13 protein-coding genes are annotated in these 19,038 nt (G+C 42.0%); 3 read left to right on the top strand and 10 right to left on the bottom strand.

Going from position 1 to position 19,038, the window contains the following annotated elements; translation table 11 throughout:
- Positions 1-113: 113 nt before the first annotated feature.
- Positions 114-488, bottom strand: a complete 375-nt coding sequence (locus DPF90_RS13450) for an MbcA/ParS/Xre antitoxin family protein (protein WP_114786851.1) — start codon at positions 486-488, stop codon at positions 114-116.
- Positions 489-720: 232 nt separating this feature from the next.
- On the opposite strand from DPF90_RS13450, the gene DPF90_RS13445 reads away from it, so the two are divergent.
- A complete protein-coding gene (locus DPF90_RS13445) occupies positions 721-1,056 on the top strand; it encodes a helix-turn-helix domain-containing protein (RefSeq protein WP_045414322.1) in 336 nt (111 codons plus the stop codon).
- Entirely contained in the window at positions 1,049-2,455 is a 1,407-nt protein-coding gene (locus tag DPF90_RS13440; RefSeq protein ID WP_162814030.1) for a HipA domain-containing protein, read from the top strand. The genes DPF90_RS13445 and DPF90_RS13440 overlap by 8 nt, the downstream gene beginning before the upstream one ends.
- Positions 2,456-2,815: 360 nt before the next feature.
- On the opposite strand, the gene DPF90_RS13435 is transcribed toward DPF90_RS13440, so the two are convergent.
- From DPF90_RS13435 to tssI, 7 genes are all read right to left on the bottom strand, one after another.
- Positions 2,816-5,914: an HsdR family type I site-specific deoxyribonuclease gene (locus tag DPF90_RS13435; protein ID WP_114786849.1), complete on the bottom strand. Its 3,099-nt coding sequence runs from the start codon at positions 5,912-5,914 to the stop codon at positions 2,816-2,818.
- On the bottom strand, positions 5,907-7,070 hold the full coding sequence (locus DPF90_RS13430) for an AAA family ATPase (RefSeq protein ID WP_114786848.1): 1,164 nt from the start codon (positions 7,068-7,070) through the stop codon (positions 5,907-5,909). Before DPF90_RS13430 ends, DPF90_RS13435 begins: the two co-directional genes overlap by 8 nt.
- Before the next feature lies 1 nt (position 7,071).
- Positions 7,072-8,280: a restriction endonuclease subunit S gene (locus tag DPF90_RS13425; RefSeq protein WP_114786847.1), complete on the bottom strand. Its 1,209-nt coding sequence runs from the start codon at positions 8,278-8,280 to the stop codon at positions 7,072-7,074.
- On the bottom strand, positions 8,277-9,833 hold the full coding sequence (locus DPF90_RS13420) for a type I restriction-modification system subunit M (RefSeq protein ID WP_114786846.1): 1,557 nt from the start codon (positions 9,831-9,833) through the stop codon (positions 8,277-8,279). The genes DPF90_RS13425 and DPF90_RS13420 overlap by 4 nt, the downstream gene beginning before the upstream one ends.
- A gap of 345 nt (positions 9,834-10,178) precedes the next feature.
- Complete coding sequence (locus tag DPF90_RS13415) at positions 10,179-10,892, bottom strand: hypothetical protein (RefSeq protein ID WP_114786845.1); 714 nt, start codon at positions 10,890-10,892, stop codon at positions 10,179-10,181.
- Between the two features lie 34 nt (positions 10,893-10,926).
- Entirely contained in the window at positions 10,927-11,640 is a 714-nt protein-coding gene (locus DPF90_RS13410) for a hypothetical protein (RefSeq protein ID WP_114786844.1), read from the bottom strand.
- The gene (gene tssI / locus DPF90_RS20620; protein WP_240314519.1) at positions 11,633-15,823 is read right to left on the bottom strand and encodes a type VI secretion system tip protein TssI/VgrG; all 4,191 of its coding nucleotides are present in this window, start codon (positions 15,821-15,823) and stop codon (positions 11,633-11,635) included. The genes DPF90_RS13410 and tssI overlap by 8 nt, the downstream gene beginning before the upstream one ends.
- Positions 15,824-16,388: 565 nt before the next feature.
- Between tssI and DPF90_RS13395 the strand changes: the two genes are divergently transcribed.
- The gene (locus DPF90_RS13395) at positions 16,389-17,240 is read left to right on the top strand and encodes an SH3 domain-containing protein (protein WP_162814029.1); all 852 of its coding nucleotides are present in this window, start codon (positions 16,389-16,391) and stop codon (positions 17,238-17,240) included.
- 69 nt (positions 17,241-17,309) lie between these two features.
- Here the strand turns inward: DPF90_RS13395 and DPF90_RS13390 are convergent, their stop codons facing one another.
- Entirely contained in the window at positions 17,310-17,615 is a 306-nt protein-coding gene (locus tag DPF90_RS13390) for a hypothetical protein (protein WP_045625334.1), read from the bottom strand.
- Positions 17,616-17,660: 45 nt separating this feature from the next.
- Positions 17,661-19,037 (bottom strand): DEAD/DEAH box helicase, encoded by a 1,377-nt coding sequence (locus tag DPF90_RS13385; RefSeq protein ID WP_114786842.1) that lies wholly within the window; start codon positions 19,035-19,037, stop codon positions 17,661-17,663.
- Position 19,038 lies beyond the last annotated feature (1 nt).

Raw genomic sequence — 19,038 nt, 5'->3', positions numbered from 1 at the left:
GCGTGTTAGTTCCAGCCCATATAGCGTATCTCTGCCTTACAAAGTAGGCTTCATCCGGAAAGAGATGGCCAATGGATCAACATATCAACCTGATCTTTTGAGATAAAAACATCTCAAGAAAAATCACCATACTTGATACGATTTAATGCATCTAAAACGCGTTTTAAATCGCCTTTAAGCACAACTTCTAGCGGAGTTAGACCAGATAGCGCTGGAATTGCGGAAGTTAACCATTCTGCTCTCAAATCATAGCCCTCAAATACATCCTCCATTTGCTCTTTTAAAGTAGGGTGTTGTGAAAGAATGTACTCTATAGACTTCGACTGGGTATCATCCTCAAGTTCAACTTTGCGTAAAGTCCATGAGCCATCTTTATTGTCGAGCCATTCGATTTGATCGCCTTCTTCCCATTGCAATTCTTCTTGCAGTATTTCTGGAATGTTGAAGAAAGCTTCACCATCACAGGTCTTCTCAATTTTAACTTTCATTGCTGCTTAGAACCTTATTCTATTCACATGGTGATTTTATGACACGCTTACTCTAGTTTAGCAAAAACAGATTGCCACTAATTGGAACGAACATGCAACTGGCAAACCTACCATAAGTAACTTAAATTGCACTTATAGATAATTTCTTATACAACCACTACAAAAGTGAGTTATAGTGAACTTATATAGCAGGACGAACCCAATAGTGACAAAAGTACATTAAAAGGCACTTATGAAAAAAGGTAAGATGGTAAAGGCACAACCTATGCCTGATTTGAATACCGAGTTCAGTATGGAAACGCTGGGGAGCGCCATTCGCTCAAAACGCACCGATAGAGGCTGGCGTATTGATGATCTCGCTTCAAAAGCCAACTTATCTCGTAGGACAGTCATGAAAGTAGAAAAAGGCGATACCAGTGTCACCTTTGCCAATGTACTCGTCCTCATGGACATCTTAGGGCTATCGTTACGCCTTATCGATTTAAACCTATTTGTTCGTCCACATAGCCAAATAACCTCCCAAGCTGAAAACAGCGTGAGAGGCAATGAGGACGGTTGGTATGAGTAAGTTACAACAGTTAGACGTGTTTATCGGTACGAATACCAAAATTGGTCGTTTGACTCTCCCCGTCGGAACAGAAACAGAGTTCTCATTCATCTATGAAGAAGAATGGAAACACACTGGTTTCCCGATTTCGCCCCGCATCCTTTTCGATGATCAGGCTTCGCCACGTAGTATCGAGAACTATCTCAGAAATCTCCTTCCTGAAGGAGAAGCCTTTGAGGAGATGATACAAAACACCACTATCTCCAAAAGCAACACGTTCGGGCTGATTCGTAAGCTTGGTGCGGAAACATCTGGCGCATTATCTTTTCGAGTTTCAAACTCAGAACCTGAGGAAACCAGCTTTAGAGCTGTCCCTGATGATGAGCTCATAGAACGACTAGAGCGAAATCTATCGCCATTAGTGTATTGGGACGGTAAGGTTCGCCTTTCGGTTGCCGGTGTGCAAAACAAGTTAAACTTACTTAAGCGCGGTGATGAATGGGGATTTGGTGAAGGAAAACTAAGTTCGAACTACATTCTGAAGTTTGAAAGCGGTAAAGCACCGTGTATTGCTGTGAATGAGTTCTTTTGCATGACATTAGCTAAGCTAGCAGGTTTGGACGTCGCTAATGTTGAGTTAACCCGTATTGGGAAGACTAGGACACTGATCATAGAGCGGTTCGATCGTGCCTATATCGAGGCTCGTGATGTCGTTCAACGAAAACATGTGATTGATGGCTGTCAGGCGACTGACTTACCTCCAGGTTACAAATACGAGCGTCAGAATGGGGATGAAGGCGATGGTGTATATATGCGTGATGGCGTTTCCTTCCCACGCCTACTGAGCGTCAAAACCATAGACACGGTAATCACCAACCTAAAGCTTACCCAATGGATGCTCTTTAATTTAGCAACACTAAACTACGATGCTCATGGTAAAAATATTAGCTTCTTCGTCACCCCTAAAGGCCTTGAACTGACCCCTTTTTATGATTTAGTCAACATAGAAGCTATCGCTCAAGAGGGAGCAAAACGTAACTCACGAAGCGGCAAATTGTCTGCTGATGAGGGGCGTGCCGCCAGTATCCCTCAATATTTTGCAATGTCGATTGGAGATTGGGAAAGTGAAGACTTTCAAAATCCACCGAAAGGTAACTTCAAACGCCCTATCACCAGCTATGATTTAGCTGAATTCGGTGCTCTGCTCGGCTATTCAGGCACCAAAATGGCTTCCATAATTGCAGAAACCACTAGTGCCATAAAGAATGCCCTGAAGGAAACGGTTGGACTTACCGAAGCTCAAGGAATCGATGACGGAGAGCGTGAACACATAGAGCTATGTGTGTCACTCATCCAAACAGAGTGTGAATACTTGTTAGCGCAAGCCGACAGTGTGCCAGAAATGAGTGAGCTTCTTTAATAGCAAATGCAGGGGCGATCTTTAGCAATTTATAAACCACTTTTGGACAAAAAACGTTCATGATCTTGCCCTGCTTACATGGGTCTGTATCTAACGAAATAAGCATGACCAAGAAAAAAAGAAACATAAGCGATAAGATATACAGCTTTACCTGATCAATAACCCTCATGTTTTCTCCTACTTCCATTTAATAGGTCTGGCTTTGCTTAAGCAAGCCTGATGACATCACCAGTAATCAGGCTATGTTAAACAAAAGACACATCCAGAGATGTCGATTACCTAAACTATCTATTTTTCAATGACAAACCTATCTTAGCGTCTATACTCATATGAAACTACATAAGCATCGATATTTTAGCCTTAAATCTGTCCACCCACACCTTTAAACTTCTCAACAAAAGCAGCTATCTTACGGAACACAGTCTGCTTGAGCGTTCGGTATTTAGGGTTGAGCGGGCTTAACTTCGGCAATGCTTCTGTCAGCGCGGTGCCATTCTCAGATGCATACTCACGCTTCAACGATGAGGTGATATAGCGTTTAGCGGCCTCTTCATTCAATTTTTCAGAATCAATGATAGCTTCTGCTTCGCGTTTTTGTTCTGCTTGTGCAAACTTGAAAAATGCGTCAATGATGCTGGCTTTATCACTAATTTCGTCTAGATTGGTTTGATTAATGAAATCAACAACTAGACTCTCTTTAGCCCGGTTACCAAGGCTACCACGGATAAGACGGCGCACTTCATCGATTAACCCTTCTTTGCTCTTGTTCTTCTTGTTGTGTTCAAAGATCAGCTCAAGAATGTAATCCAGATTAATTTCTTGCGATTTAAGTAAATCGACCTCAAAAACGACATCGTCCCAGTCCATGGTCGGTTTATCTTTTTCCTGGCCTTCTTTCTCACGACGTAACCAATCACGGGTATCGTTATAAGTAGAACGATAATCCTGAACCACACGTTCGTTTGGTATTTCTATCGTTTGCATTACCGCAATGTCTTCATCGTTCAGATAATATTTTTCTTTGAACGCTTCAACAGCCTGCTCATCGCTAGTATCTAGGTTTTGCAGCGCTTTAAGACCGGCGAACTCATCATAGTTCTGTAGGATATTTTCCGCTTTAAGATATTCGCCAAACAACTTAGCAAAGTCTTTTTTATCTTGTTCTTTTACGATGTCTTCAGGGTTAGGAAAGCGCTCCTGCAACTCCCTGACAATCTCGACAAAACCACGACGAGCCTGACCTGTTACGATATCGGTAAAGCCTTCCATGTACTCTTTGTAGCTCTTTTCGAGTACAACGTTCTTCGTATTTTTATCGCCAAACAAGGTAATGGCATCAACGGTCGCTTGTTCTAGATCTCGGAAAGTAACAATATTGCCAAAGGTCTTAGTTGCATCATAAATACGATTAGTTCGAGAGAATGCTTGCATCAAACCGTGATAACGTAAGTTCTTATCAACGAATAAAGTGTTCAGTGTTGGCGCATCAAACCCAGTTAAGAACATCCCAACTACGATCAGCACATCGATTTCTTGCTTCTTCACTCGCTGAGCAAGATCGCGGTAGTAGTTTTGAAAACCATTGCTGTCTACACCAAAGTTGGTCTTAAACATCCTGTTGTAATCATCAATTGCCGCACTTAAAAACTCTTTGGCACTGCTATTCATTGCCGTCACTTCAAAGCTTTCATCTGCGATATCACCGATGGCATCTTGCTCTTCATTTGCAGCGAAGGAAAAGATGGTTGCGACTTTCAGTGGTTTTTCAGCGTCTTTCTGCAGTTGCGAAAAGCTCTCGTAGTAGGCTTTTGCTGCATCTACACTACTTACTGCAAACATAGCATTAAAGCCTTTTGCGCCTTTATAAGCCCGATGCGTTTTCTGATTAAAATTATTTAAGATGTACTGCGAGATCTCCCGAATACGCATTGGGTGTAAGAAGGCTTGTTTGTTTTCAGCAGCGCTAAGCTTTTTATCATCTTGCTCTGTTTCAATACTCTTGAACTGAGGACGAACATCGTTGTAGTCCACTTTAAACTTAAGCACTTTTTCATCACGAATCGCATCGGTAATGACGTAGGTGTGAAGCTGTTGACCAAAGACACTACCGGTTGTTTCTGCTCCAAGTGCATTGTCAGGAAAAATAGGTGTTCCAGTAAAACCAAATTGGTAATACGTTTTAAATTTCTTCTTAATGTTCTTTTGCGCTTCACCAAACTGGCTGCGGTGACACTCATCAAAAATAAATACGACTTGCTGCTTGTAGACAGGCAGATCACTTTCACTCTTGATTAAATTGTTGAGCTTTTGAATGGTGGTAACAATGATTTTGTTATCGTCTTTATCCAGATTGCGTTTAAGCCCTGCTGTACTCTCTGAACCATTCACGCTATCCGGTGAAAAGCGCTGATATTCCTTCATGGTCTGGTAGTCGAGATCTTTACGGTCAACAACAAAGAATACTTTATCTACAAAATCTAATTTCGTTGCTAATCGTGCCGCTTTGAAACTGGTGAGCGTTTTACCCGAACCGGTGGTATGCCAGATATAACCACCGCTTTCCGTATTGCTCCAGCTTTTGCTGTTATAGGCGCTTTTAATCTTCCACAAAATGCGCTCAGTCGCCGCTATTTGATAGGGGCGCATCACTAGCAGAGTATTGCTAACATCAAACACAGAGTAACGCAGAATCACTTCCAGTAAGGTTTCTTTTTGGAAGAAGGTTGCCGTAAAGTCTTTTAAATCTTTGATGAGGTTGTTGTCTGACTTCGCCCAGTTCATGGTGAAGTCATAGCTGTTTTTGTTGCGCTTAGTGGTATTAGCGAAGTACCGAGTATCGGTACCATTGGATATCACAAACAGCTGTAAGTACTTATATAAAGAATTTTCAGCATTGAAGCTTTCTTTGCTGTAGCGATGAACCTGGTTAAAAGCTTCACGAATCGCTACACCGCGCTTCTTCAGCTCAATTTGAACCAATGGTAATCCATTGACTAAGATAGTCACATCATAGCGGTTAGCATGGCTCCCAGTCTGTTCGAACTGTTTAATTACCTGAACTTTATTACGTGCGATGGTTGTCTTATCAAACAGGTAGATATTTTCAATATGACCATCATCAAATACAAAATCGTAAATATAATCGCTGTGTACTTTACGCGTTTTCTCGATGATGTTGTCACTTGGCGTATTTAAGTATTGTTCCTGAAAACGCCCCCACTCAGCGTCGGTAAACTCAACTTTATTGAGATCTTGAAGTTGAGTCCGCACATTTGCCATCATTGAGTCTGGGGTTGTTAACTCAGGCAAAAACTCATAGCCTTGATTCTGCAAATCCTGAATCAGTTCTCGTTCTAAATCACTTTCACTTTGATAACTATCACTAGGCTGCAATTGTTTGGTGTATTTATCTAAGACGATAAAGTTATTGGATTCTGCAATCGTTTTATAGTCAGTCATTTTGCGCTTCCTGCTGCCAATAGCTGTAGTTCTCCATTAAATTGTCCAACAGAAGCTTCACTGTTTGTTTTTCTTGTTCATTTGGTTCTGAAATAACTTCACTGGACAGAGAACTATGGCTGGTAAATTGAATAATACGGTTTAAATAGGCCTGTTTATTACCTGGGACAGTGTTTAACAGCTCTCCCCATTCAGGGTAACCCAAGAATCCTGCTGTTTTTTCGTATAAATTACGCAGCAGCATAAAGTGATAACGCTCTATTTGGTTGTGCTCTATCGCTTGTTCGAGGAGCTGTTTTAAATGCAAGTGATATGAAAAACTCTTGTTGGAATCGCCATACTTCACATTCAAGTTAAATGTGCCATCCTCAAAGCGCTCCAGTAGATAACAACCATCTTTCTTGTTGCCTTTATTGAGTCCCAACTCGTTGTGAAGAACGTTGTAGAATAGTGGGCTATGTGTAGTGATAATAAACTTAAGTCCATGCCCATTGGTAAAATCGCTAGACTTAATTAATGCCGCCAGATCGACCGCCAACTGAATAAGATGGTTATCGTCTAAGGAGCTAACAGGATCATCAATGAACACATAGTTTAGCTTATCGAAGGCATTAGTTTCTCTATCGTCGATTTCGGGAACATTAAGCACTTCAATCACTTGCTCAAGTAAGCTATAGAATACGCTCCAAATCAGGTTGCTTTCTTCACCCTTAGAAATTTTTAAATTCCCTAAATGATCGTCGTCCCCAGCTACCATTGAAAAAGAGACTTCGGAAAAATCAGCACTAAACTCCGGGGTCAATTTACTGTTTGTCAGACGTTGAAAATGAGCAACGATGTTCTGGTCTTGCCCTTGGTCTTCAAAAACCCATTTGGTGAACGCGTTTGGATGTATTTTTAGCTTTCTAGACTCATCCGCTTCTAAGTCGTTATCCCAATAGAAAAGGTCTTCAGTGAAGGCGTTGTAGTAGAGGATATTTTTGTTCGACAGCCCTAACAGATCTTCAGCATCCTCTTCATTTACTTCGGCTGCGAGCATTTCCTTGAATGTTCTCGAAAGTCGAGTTTTTCCTGAACCATTAAACGCATAGATTAACTGTATTTTCTTAGGCGAATTTCTGAGTTCTTCTGCAATCTCAGTCAGTGATTTCCCCATACTATGCAACTACCTCCTGCTTAGGAAAACTCAACAGTAGCTCCCGATAATACCCGTATTGCTTTTGGCGTAGTTCTATTTCTCGCGGCAAACCATCAGATATCGAACTAGTCAATGTATAGAACTTATCTAATATGGAAACAATACGTTCTTTTTCTTCAAGTGAAGGGTTAGGAATACTAATACTGTTTAAGTTCTTTTTATTCAGCTTTGGCTGTGCAGCTCCTGAAATGTAAGGAGTTAGATCGATACTATTTAGGTAGTACTCTACATACCTTCTCTCAGCATAAGTTTCAAACTTCAGCACATGAGCGTGATTATTTACCCAGTTTTTACCACTAATACTAAATGCAATAGGTGTGTTTCTTGCCAACAAGTTGGCTCCATCTTCTGAAACAAGCAAAAAGTCTCCATCAAAGATGAAATCTTTAACATAATCAACAATACCGGACGCACCGTAGTATGGAATATCACCAGGTACTCTCTGTCCACTAGTTATTGGCTTGCGTTTAGAGTCTAAGTTGTCAGCAAGTTCGCCTAATGACTTCCACTCGACAGCACCTTCATCAAAGCTCAACAACTGGTCACGGTAGTAGTTGTATTGTTTTTTCCGCATGTTAAGCTCAGCGGTCAGCTCAGCGGTCAGCTCGGCGGTCATGGCGGTAAATGCGTCCAAAATACGTACTATTTCAGCTTGTATTTCCAGCGATTTTTCTGGGTTATTTGGGCATGGGATGGGGATACTGAAATCTTTGACCTTCGCGTCAGAAATGGCTGGATATGCAGAACCACTCTGATTCTCTTCAAGGTACTTTTTAAAATCGCTTGAAGAAATCAAATGCAAAATCCACTTAGGCAGAGTCACTTCCTTTTTTACTCGCAATACGCAATATCCTGTGCTCGCAACTGCTCCATCATATTCTTCATCAATTAAGCAATAACGCATTTGTGTCGGACGAGTTGTTGCAAATAACACATCGTCTCTTTTTACAAGCTTTTGAGCACGGCTGGGTGCATTGCTAGATCCTACCTCTGTTGTTTCTATTATTTTTTTTGTATCGATACTGACAGAAGTTAGATCAATATACTGATGGCTTTTTGAAGTTTCACGCCACTTGATATTCGTAGTTCGCTCAGTAACTTCTCTGATCGGAAACCAAACCACTTCGATACCCTCGAGAAGTTTCTCTAAATAGCTCAAATGGTTCACGCCTCAAACTCCTCACCTTCAATCTCCGCCACAATGGCGTCAATATCACTACGAAGCTGATCAATTTTAGCGACTGTGATTTTAAGATCGGCATTAAGTTTAGTAATGTCCACTAATTCGCGAGTATCTTCAGCTTCTACGTAGGTACTCACCGATAGATTGTAATCATCAGTTATCGCATCTAAGTCAACAGATTTGGCAAAGTATTCAACATCTTCCTTACTATCAAACACCGACATGATTTTCTTGATATGCTCGTCTGTCAGTATGTTGTTATTGGTTTCTTTTTTAAACAAACCACTGGCATCGATAAACTGTGTTTTTGTATCGGTTTTATGCTTAGACAGAACCAGAATATTTACAGCAATTGTTGTACCAAAGAACAGGTTTGGAGCTAGCGAGATAACCGTTTCAACATAGTTATTATCAATAAGATATTTTCGAATTTTTTGCTCAGCACCACCTCGGTAAAAAATACCCGGGAAGCAGACAATCGCCGCTCGACCTTTACTAGAAAGGTAACTTAGCGCATGAAGCACAAAAGCAAAATCTGCTTTAGATTTGGGCGCAAGAACACCTGCAGGAGCAAAGCGTTCATCATTGATTAGCGTTGGGTCATCACTACCAATCCATTTCACCGAATATGGCGGGTTAGAAACAATAGCGTCGAACGGTTTATCATCTCCAAAGTGTGGATCGATCAATGTATCGCCCAATTGAACATCAAACTTGTCGTAGTTGATATTGTGCAAAAACATATTCATACGAGCCAAGTTATAGGTTGTGTGATTGAGTTCCTGACCAAAGAAGCCATCTTCAATGATATGAGCATCAAAGTGCTTTTTCGCCTGAAGCAGCAAAGAACCTGAACCAGCTGCTGGGTCGTAAATCTTATTAACGCTGGTTTGTCCATGCATAGCTAGTTGGGCAATCAGTTTGGATACGTGTTGAGGCGTGAAGAATTCGCCTCCGGATTTACCCGCATTCGCTGCATAGTTAGAAATCAAGAACTCGTAAGCATCACCAAACAAGTCAATTTTATTCTCGTCAAAGTCACCTAATGGAAGTTCTGCAACTCCTTTTAATACTTTGGCTAGACGGTCATTTTTCGCTTTTACCGTGTTCCCTAGACGGTTACTCGTGGTATCGAAATCAGCAAACAGGCCTTTAATGTCTTTTTCTGAATCGTAGCCGTTGGCTGAGTTTTCGATATCTGAAAAGATAGCAGCAAGGTCAGTATTTAGATTCTCATTTTTAGATGCATTAGCGACTACATTGCTAAACAACTGACTTGGATAGATAAAGTAACCTTTGGTCTTAATCGCATCATCTCTGGCAAACTCGATATTTTCGTCATCATCCGACATAGCTGCGTAGTCTACGCTTTCATCTCCACCGGTAATGAAGTGAACAAAGTTCTCACTGATAAAGCGATAGAACAAAGTGCCTAGTACATACTGTTTAAAATCCCAGCCATCTACTGAACCACGAACATCGTTGGCGATCGCCCATATCTGGCGTTGCAGGGCGGCGCGTTGCTGGCTACTTGTCATTTTTATTATTCCTGTTTCAATTCGTTTTGAGCCATTATGAGCTCATTATCTGGCGAGTATTATAACGAGCAAGGGAGTGCGAATCTAACCACTTGTTGTAAAAGTACTAACTTCGGATTAATTTAAGTCAACATTCATAAAAACAAGGATTTAGCATGAAAGTTTGCCTTGATGATGAACGACCGACTCCGAAAGGATAGCATCGGCTTTGCTGGTCTGAAGAAGCTATTGCCTTGCTAGAGTAAGGAACGGTGACTGAAATCAGCCTAGATCATGATCTGGGAGATGATGCTCATGGTACTTGTGTGAGATAGTACTTTATAAAGTCTCATACCAAGTATATCACTAAGACGGATCATTGGACTTTGTTTGCTCTTTCGGCTCTGTACGATAGTTGTCACCAGCAACGATATTGTATTGAATCACGGTATCGTCAGTAAATTGGGTGAAATCAATAGTAATGGAGTAAGCATTATTGACTTTTGATTTTTTCAGCTTTTCGTTTACATAAAAATCGCAAGCAAAACCGTCTGACCAATCTTTCCATTTTTCATAGTATTTTGCTCTACAGTTATTAGCTTCAATTACTGACTGCGTTGAAATAAATTTATCACTTGCCATTCTCGGCGGATAAATACGTAATTCAGCAAAGCCAACGGTATCGTATGCATTTTCTGCATCCACCACTATGCTGTAGAGCTTCATATCACAACCACTGGATGCAAAGTTTTTGTATGGAATGCGTAGTTCATAATGATTCTCATCGCTGGCAAAGTTATGAGTGATACGCAGTACCGCTTTCCCCCCAGAGCGCTTTTTACCATCGGAAGCACTCCAAAAAAACGATTTGCACTCATCGCCGCCTCCGTAAAAAGTGCCGTAGGCTTTGACCTTGGCATCTTTGGGTTTTGTCCCTTGGATTGAGATATAGCTATCTTCAGGAGATGAACCAAACGGCGGCTTGGTGCTCTCATACCACTCAAAGGCTGGGTAGACCATATAAAAAAGCGCGCCACAGAGTGCTACCAATATCGCGCCAATTTTTAAAACCTTAGCCATCTATTTGCTCTTTAAGCCAATACCCAACACATCACTAAGACGGATCATTGGGCTTTGTTTGCTCTTTCGGCTCTGTACGGTAGTTGTCACCTGCAACAATATTGTATTGAATCACGGTATCGTCAGTAAATTGGGTGAAGTCAATAGTAATAGAGTATGCATTGAACTCTTCTTTCTGCTTAACTTTTTCATTAATGTAATAGTCGCAGGCGTATCCCCCTGCCCATCTATTTAAATCAGAGATATATAAATCTTCGCAGTTACTAGCTTCAAATTTAGATTTAATATCAAAAACTTTATCACTTTCGTATATAGGGGGGTATATACGTAATTCAGCAAAACCAACGGTATCGTATGAATTTTCTGCATCTACCACTATGCTGTAGAGCTTCATATCACAACCACTGGATATAAAGTTTTTATATGGGATACGCAATTCATAATGACTCTCGTCGCTGGCAAAGTTATGAGTGATACGCAATACCGCTTTTCCTCCTGGGCGTTTTTTACCATCGGAAGCACTCCAAGAAAACGATTTACACTCATCGCCGCCACCGTAAAAAGTGCCGTAGGCTTTGACCTTGGCATCTTTGGGCTTGGTCCCTTGGATTGAGATATAACTATCTTCAGGAGATGAACCAAACGGTGGTTTGGTGCTCTCATACCACTCAAAGGCTGGGTAAACCACGTAAAAAAGCGCGACCCAGAGCGCTATCAATATCGCCCCTATTTTTAAAACCTTAGCCATCAATTTGTCCTTCTAAATCAATCTGTAATGGTTTCTTATCACCATACAGTAACACACTAGGGGGAAGCACTGCTGGGGAGTTAACCAGTACCCCTAACTCTCGTTGAATTCGTTTAAGATTGGCTAGCAATTTAGCTATGGTTTCCTCTTCAAGCTTTAAGCTGCCACGTTTGGCCTCGCCGACATGATAAGGGATGTTTTGACTGTGTTGATACTCTTCTTGTAAGGTTTGAATCGCTTGATTTAAATTATCTATTGTCGCCGTAAGCTCTGTATTGGCACTGTCATAACTTTGAGACAAAGTACCTTGGAGTAGTATTTCCAGTTGCGATTTGAGGTTTGGAATATACTCGGACATCATATGATTTAGCCCTGAATCAAGGATAGTCGCCGCATAGCCGTTTAGATCAATATGCTCTTTGCTAAGGGTATCTGCCAACACAAATGTATCATCTTGTTTGTTACGTGCAAATGTTAGGCTGGTAACGTGAGTCTGCTTAGGTGTCAATAGCACTTGTTTGACCTCTTTGGGCTGGTGCTTTTCGCGGCTATAAGTCAGTAGCTGAACGAGGTTGCCATGATGGTGATAATTATCCTCATCATTATCGACAAAGCGTTCCAAAACTAAAGCGCGCACTGACTCTGAAAGTTTTGACGCACTCGCATCAGAAGTGTCATCTGGGTTGGTATTCGTCCACTTAAAAGGCACTTGGGGCACCAAATCATGGTTATTGACATGGCGATAATGGCTAATGTCGTTATATGCTCCGACAAATGAATGTGTGCCCGTTCTTGGCATCCCATAGGTATAAAGACGAAGTGCTGTTGGCGAAAAATACTGTTTCAATAGTGCGCTGACAATAAGTGCGCCCGCACCGCCCAAGCTATGCCCACAAATATAAAGTTTTTTGTGTTTATGAAACTTCGAAATATCTTGCTGGATAAGCGTCCAAAAAGCTAATGCGTATTGAGAAAAGCCTTGGTGTAAGTAGGTTCCTTGCAGCTCAGCAATTGGAACTTGGGAAGCATCTAAGTCTGTCATCACATCCGTATAGCCCTCGGATTGAAAAAACGCCCGAACACCATCTTGGGTTTCAATCGCTTTAAAAGCCACCCCATTTACTTGTTTTACGCTTTGACCCCAAGTGGTATCACCAAGCTTATACACCTCTTCATTCTCAAAGTAGGTTTGCGTGCCCCGAATGCCGATAATCGCTATATCATCATTGCTTAAAATATACCCTTCACAGCCAATGCTCTCATCTTGGTAAAATTTACTTTTCAAATGCTGAGAATACGGCACCTCTTGCAGTAACCAATCTTCTTTGAAAGCCGCGCAATAGGCTGGGCGTATTTTAGTTTTCATTTGCTCAGCCACTTTAGCTAACCCTCCGTCAGGTATTGAAGGTGACTTACTATCTGGAATACCAAATTTCTCGCTAGCGTAAGCTTGGTTTGCCAAAAGTGCAAAGGTATAACTGTTGATAAGACTGTATTCATCGGTGTCGATAATCAAAGGCATATAACTGCGAAGCGCTTTAATTTCAACAACCGTCGTTTGGTTGGAAGTAAGTTTTAAGCCTGCTTTTTCGCTGTCATGCTGGCTATCAAGGGCACTATGGTGATCGCGTAAAAAATCATCGTCAGGCACTTGATCCCACAAGTCCCCAACAGCAGCGTAGATATAATGCTTAACCTTTTGATCCGAAGCGTCTTTCTCACTATGCGCTCTTTGCTTAACGGGAGAAAGCAAAGCCTCATCTCGGCTTGCATGCTTTTCTACCTCGCTCAGCAAATCATCTCTCATCGCGGTAACACGCCAATCCCCATCGAGAATATCATCAAAAATCACCCCACCATGTTGAATGGTCTGAGTAAGTTGCTGTCCTGTTGCGCAGTGGGTGATTGTCACTTCTAACCCATCTAAAGACACATCTAACTCACTGCGCAGCTCTAAGGCTAACCAATGTTTTGATTGTGTGGGGGCTTCAATATAGGTGATTGGTAAAGCGGATTTGTTATTGCCTACTGGCAGCTTAGGCAGCTCTGAAACCGATTTGGGTGTTCGAGTGGTAACGTCTGTGAAGCGTACCGCTGCTTTTCCTGGGTTCGTTTTTACTTGTGCTCCTTGGATTTTCGTTGAACTCAGGCCATCTATCGTTATATCAGAGCCATACAATAAAATATTGCCATTACTTTTTAAGACCAGTCCAGAAAACCCGACTTTCACTGCTATTTCATCCGCAGACACAATGGCGGTTTGTCCATCTGAGCGAAGAGAAGTATTCCCACTGACTTCGACATCTAAGTGCCTTCCTACCCCTTGAGTGTCATCACTCCCGATATTGACAGAACGAGATGCTTGAATGGTTTCATCTAAATCGTTTCCAACCTCTCGCGAATCATTATCTCCAATGAGCGTTTTACGATTTTCATAAGTGGTAAGCTTTTGTTCACCCGCAACCTGTTTGGATTCATTCGCATTGTAGGTGATAGTCACATCTTGCTCGACTTGATCTTTAAAGGTTTGCTTAGTGACAGAAGTCTTATGACCGTGGATGTCTTCTTTGCGATCACCAAAGATTTCGTTTTCTTGGTTACGGCCCACTTTCAGCTCTTCATCATTACCTATATCTCGGTAGCGATTATTCAGCACGTCGGTTTTCATGTTCCTTTGCGCACGAAAATACACCTCTTCTTGGTCATTTTCATCTTCAAAGTGCATTTCGTTGTAACCGTCTGCCTTATGACTTTGGGTACGAAAAACGGTGCGGGTTTTATGCTCTGGCAACTCATAAGGTGGGGTATGCAAACCGTTATATACCGCGCCTGTGACAAGCGGCCTATCAGGATCGCCTTCTAAAAAGGTCACCACCACTTCATGACCGATACGTGGCAGATACACCGCGCCCCAATTCGGCGCGGCCATAGATTGGCTGACTCGCAGCCAGCATGAGCTGTGCTCATCATTTTGCCCGTAGCGATCCCAGTGAAACTGAACCTTAATTCGCCCAAACTCGTCGGTGTAGATTTCTTCTCCCGCAGGCCCAACCACCACAGCCGTTTGCGGCCCATCTACTACAGGGGCGGCCATTTTCGGCGCTCGATAGGTCACATCACGCGGCAGGCAGACAAACTGATTTTGGTAGGTTGTGGGGGCGTCAGCGCCTTCTTCTTCGTGCACGCGAGGGTTGTCACCAGAATGCATCACAGAGAACATGAGGTAATCACGATTGACAGAGGAACGCGGATGCTCGCTTATCTCAAAACTCACCCCAGATGCTAAACGCATAATGTTGCTTGAGGCATGAACCTGATCACTATCAACCCTGTATTCTGACATCCATTCCTTGCTGCGCTGGCCACCAAAATCTGGAGAAGTGTAACGCCCAGGGTAATCAAAGCGTTTTAAATCTGTATTCATGCCATCTTGGGCAGCGGTGTTTTGCGGAATTTTTGGGGTGAGGTAATTGTAATCGCTATAGCTGACATCACTGGTAAGGGCGCGATGGATTTGTTCAAGGTCGAAAATATGCTCTTTATCGGACACCCCGCCACCGTGAGATTGAAACAGCATAGGCCCAAGGTATGAAGCATTGAGCGGCGTGCTGACAAGCTCAGGAATGGCATCATTACTGTCAACAATGACCATAGTATGTGCGTTATCACTGTGCTCAAAGTAAAACCACATGCCGTGTTCGGCCAAAAGGCGCTGGACAAAATGATGGTCACTTTCACGGTATTGCAACAGGTACTCTTTTTCTTGGTATTGCCCTACCAGCTCAAAGCGGTAATCGCTCATCCCCGCATCATCAAAAACATGGCGAATAATATCTGGCGCAGTTTTATTTTGGAAAATGCGGCAATCTTGGCGCTGGGTTAAAAACCAAAGTTGAGGCACTAGGGTGATAAGATAGCGAGAATAGCGGCGACCTGAACCTAGATAACTCAGCTCTGAAACGCTGCCGTTAAATTGGCGAGCTGCCGCTAAGCCTTGACCATAGATATTAAGCACGCCTGTTTTTCGGCTCAGCGCTTCAAAGGTAATACTATGGTTATCTGACAAGACGGTCAGAGTCATTTCAAACGGGGCAGACAGGGCTTCCGTTACCCGAAAACTTTCGACTTTGAATGCCCCTAAAAAACCAGAGACTTCAAAGCCAAACTCAATATCATTCGCCATACAGCTTCACTCTTGTGATCACAGTAATTGTGGATAATTAATCCACATGCATATTAAATGGCTGAACTGTAACAAGTTACATTGAAATCATCACTGTGCAAAAACAGGGGATAAAGGCTAAAAAACACCCACCAATTCACTAATGAATTGGTGCAAGTGCCTAGAGGGATATTTAAAGAGACTGAAAGGCTAGTGAAAACGACGGTTTTTACTCTCAGTAGATAATTGTGGTTTTGTGATGGGGTTGGCAGTGCGGAGGTGGGCGGCTTTGTATCTCGGCCGTGGTTTTGCCCCAAAAATCACTTTGATTAAATACTCTACTCAATTCAGAGGACGTGCGTTTACCCTACCAAAACTTATTTCGATTTATTTGATAACTCTAACTCCCGTCATTAGGCGGCATCTTGTAGTCTAATTTCCCTTCATGCGTCATATATTATTGATTATCACTTGAGTTAATATAAAAATGATTGCATTACCGAAGGGTGAAAAACGATAATTTGTCGTCTAATAAGTGTTAGCTTAATCGGGGCAGATTTAACATATGAGTAGAGGTTTAGAGCAAATGAGTAAGTTTAGTTCCATTTACAATCAGCCGTGGATGGAGCAAATCCGTTCAGTTGTTAATCAACCTTGGATGCAGAACCTTGAGTATATCAAGTCAATTCAGCAGTCCATGGTCACTCCAGAAATGGCAAGTCTTACTGAAAGCTTGAAAAGATATAACATTCAAAATTACTCAACCGTAGTTGACCATTTTCCACAAATGGAACTGATAAAGCACTGGAAAACTTTATCGTTAGACTTTCCCAAAATACCATCTGTGTTACCTGATGAGTTCTTGGTAACCTTAAATCTACTGAAGCAACATCAAGCTGTATTTAATGAAATTGCTGAAGAGGGATTCACTCATGAATTCAGTACAGTTGAAGAAAATTGTGAGTTCTCCGAAGTATTGTCGGAGGTTAACGAGGAACTAAAGACACCTAATCTCACTAAAACTTTGCTACTTCATGTGCTGCGAAAAGTCCCTGTAATACTCAGAGTATTACTTATAAGCTTTTTTCAGTACGTTATGATACCCCTCTCAGTTACGTTCTATTTACAGCCTCGAATTGAGGCCTACCTCAGTGAAACTGATGAACCTAAAAGGGTTCAAACTAACAATATTAAAAGACTACCGCAGCAAGAAAATGTTGAAGTAACATCTCTAAATCGTTTCATCAGTGGTGTTGGTGTAAGGCTTCGAGCTTCAGCTTCAATAAAGTCGGATATCTTAATGTCTCTAAGCTATGGGCAAGCAGTGTACGTTATCGAAAAACAGCGCAGTTGGTCTAAAGTTGCGGTACTAATCAAAGATGGTAACGCCATGGAAGGCTGGGTATTTACAGAGTACACGGAACGGTTTAAAAATTAAGCATACAAACGTTTAAGGTTTCTATACATGTCGAAATATAAAATCTTCACTGAAACCACCTAGTCCGTATTAGGCATAGTTAAAATGGTGTTTCATGAAAAAATCCACATGACATCCTCTTTCTAATGCTCTTTCCTCAATTTGCTTCCATAAGAGTGGTAAATAGGTTTTAAGATCTTCCGCTTCCGATTGATGATATTCATCCTCACAGTCCCCTGCGGCCGCTTTTAGCCACTCTGAAGGACTTAAAATAGTGAGCCCTAGATGAAAATATTCTGGAATCGCTGCCCGTATTGATTCTTCGCTACCACTGGCAACATACATTGTTACTCCTTCACCCGTTGCGTAATAGTGGCTTACACCGATATAGAACATATTGACTCCTTAGAAGTTTGCTGCTTGATGAAACATCGTTGCTAATTATAAAAATGCTGAGACCACACGCTCACGGAATCGTCCTAACCAGATTTCATCGAAAACATCCTCAGAACCCCGACCAGATAAGGAATGTTTGGATTGGATTCCCCAGTCTAACTGGCTGTAACCTTCGATAGCTTTAATCGGTGCAGATTCGACGTCACTGGTTTGATGGGTTACGATCAGAGCTGGTGCACTGTCCCCTTTACCAATTTTTGCAAAGAGGCAGGTTTCGGGAATGTCATGTTCTATACGTTCCGCGTATTCAATTAAATTCTCCTCAGCGAACGTGTAAAGCCAAGCTTGCTGATTGGGACTATCGTTGACGCGCAATATCCGCCCTAGTACTTGCCTAAAGTAAAGTTCTGTTTTTACCGCGCTGATATGGCAACACACTTGTAAACGGGGAATATCGGTACCTTCGCTTATCATTCCGACACTGACGATCCATTGGGTTGTTCCTTTTTGATAGGCCTTGATTTCAGATTGAGGATCGTCATGATGGTAGGTGACTAATGCTGTCGACTGACCAAATTTTTCAATCAATATTTTTTGAACTTGTTTTGCATGTTTCACGGATGAGGCAACAACGAGACCTCCCGCACTTGATGACTCTTTCCGGATTTCATTCAGTTTTTGGCACCCCAACCTGAGAATATATTCCATCGCTTGAGTATTATGTATCACGTCCTGATATGATGTTTTTGATTGCTTAAGCAGCTCTAAAATAGAAGCAAATGATTTCTTCTCAAAGCCTTCTGAAATCGTTAAATGCTCATTATCAACCAGAACTATTTTCGGCTTACGGCACACACTATCTGCAATCGCTTGTGCTAGACCGTACTGGTAATCACAAAACAACTTACCTTCTGGATCACTATATTCGGCCAAAACAATCGGAAATTTATCGGAGCGCCAAGGAGTACCTGACAGAGCTAGCGTATAGGTGGCAACCCCCTGTATACGCGCCAGTATTTGTTGTCCCCAAATATTGGCTCTCTCTAGCTCATCACCGGAGCAATGATGTATCTCATCGAAGACGACAAGTAATCGATATTTTTCAATAGTTCGCCAAAAGTCATCACCTAAATACTGAATGGACTGATAAGTCAGTGACTGACCAATTGAACCAAGACTACCGTTAAATGGACATTTAGTGGTTATTGAAAACGTAGCCCTCAAGCCGTCAGCGACAGAGATAGAGGGTGAAAAGCAAAGAATGAGGTCAATCATATTTTTTTCGAGTAATGTCTTAGCCAGTGTGGCAGACATGATGCTTTTACCGGCTCCAGGCGTTGCCTGACAGAAGAAATGGTTAGAACCGGATTCGTACTTTTTCAGAGCTTGAGCGACGCATTCAGCTTGCCATTTTCTTAGCATA

This window comes from Vibrio tetraodonis (genome assembly GCF_003350295.1).
In the GTDB taxonomy this organism is placed as follows: domain Bacteria; phylum Pseudomonadota; class Gammaproteobacteria; order Enterobacterales; family Vibrionaceae; genus Vibrio; species Vibrio tetraodonis.
This window is presented reverse-complemented; position numbering and strand designations above follow the sequence as displayed.

Coding starts and splice junctions, on each gene's coding strand:
- DPF90_RS13450 (WP_114786851.1), bottom strand. CDS start 488: ATGAAAGTTAAAATTGAGAAGACCTGTGATGGTGAAGCTTTCTTCAAC.
- DPF90_RS13445 (WP_045414322.1), top strand. CDS start 721: ATGAAAAAAGGTAAGATGGTAAAGGCACAACCTATGCCTGATTTGAAT.
- DPF90_RS13440 (WP_162814030.1), top strand. CDS start 1,049: ATGAGTAAGTTACAACAGTTAGACGTGTTTATCGGTACGAATACCAAA.
- DPF90_RS13435 (WP_114786849.1), bottom strand. CDS start 5,914: ATGACTGACTATAAAACGATTGCAGAATCCAATAACTTTATCGTCTTA.
- DPF90_RS13430 (WP_114786848.1), bottom strand. CDS start 7,070: ATGGGGAAATCACTGACTGAGATTGCAGAAGAACTCAGAAATTCGCCT.
- DPF90_RS13420 (WP_114786846.1), bottom strand. CDS start 9,833: ATGACAAGTAGCCAGCAACGCGCCGCCCTGCAACGCCAGATATGGGCG.
- DPF90_RS13415 (WP_114786845.1), bottom strand. CDS start 10,892: ATGGCTAAGGTTTTAAAAATTGGCGCGATATTGGTAGCACTCTGTGGC.
- DPF90_RS13410 (WP_114786844.1), bottom strand. CDS start 11,640: ATGGCTAAGGTTTTAAAAATAGGGGCGATATTGATAGCGCTCTGGGTC.
- tssI (WP_240314519.1), bottom strand. CDS start 15,823: ATGGCGAATGATATTGAGTTTGGCTTTGAAGTCTCTGGTTTTTTAGGG.
- DPF90_RS13395 (WP_162814029.1), top strand. CDS start 16,389: ATGAGTAAGTTTAGTTCCATTTACAATCAGCCGTGGATGGAGCAAATC.
- DPF90_RS13390 (WP_045625334.1), bottom strand. CDS start 17,615: ATGTTCTATATCGGTGTAAGCCACTATTACGCAACGGGTGAAGGAGTA.
- DPF90_RS13385 (WP_114786842.1), bottom strand. CDS start 19,037: ATGCTAAGAAAATGGCAAGCTGAATGCGTCGCTCAAGCTCTGAAAAAG.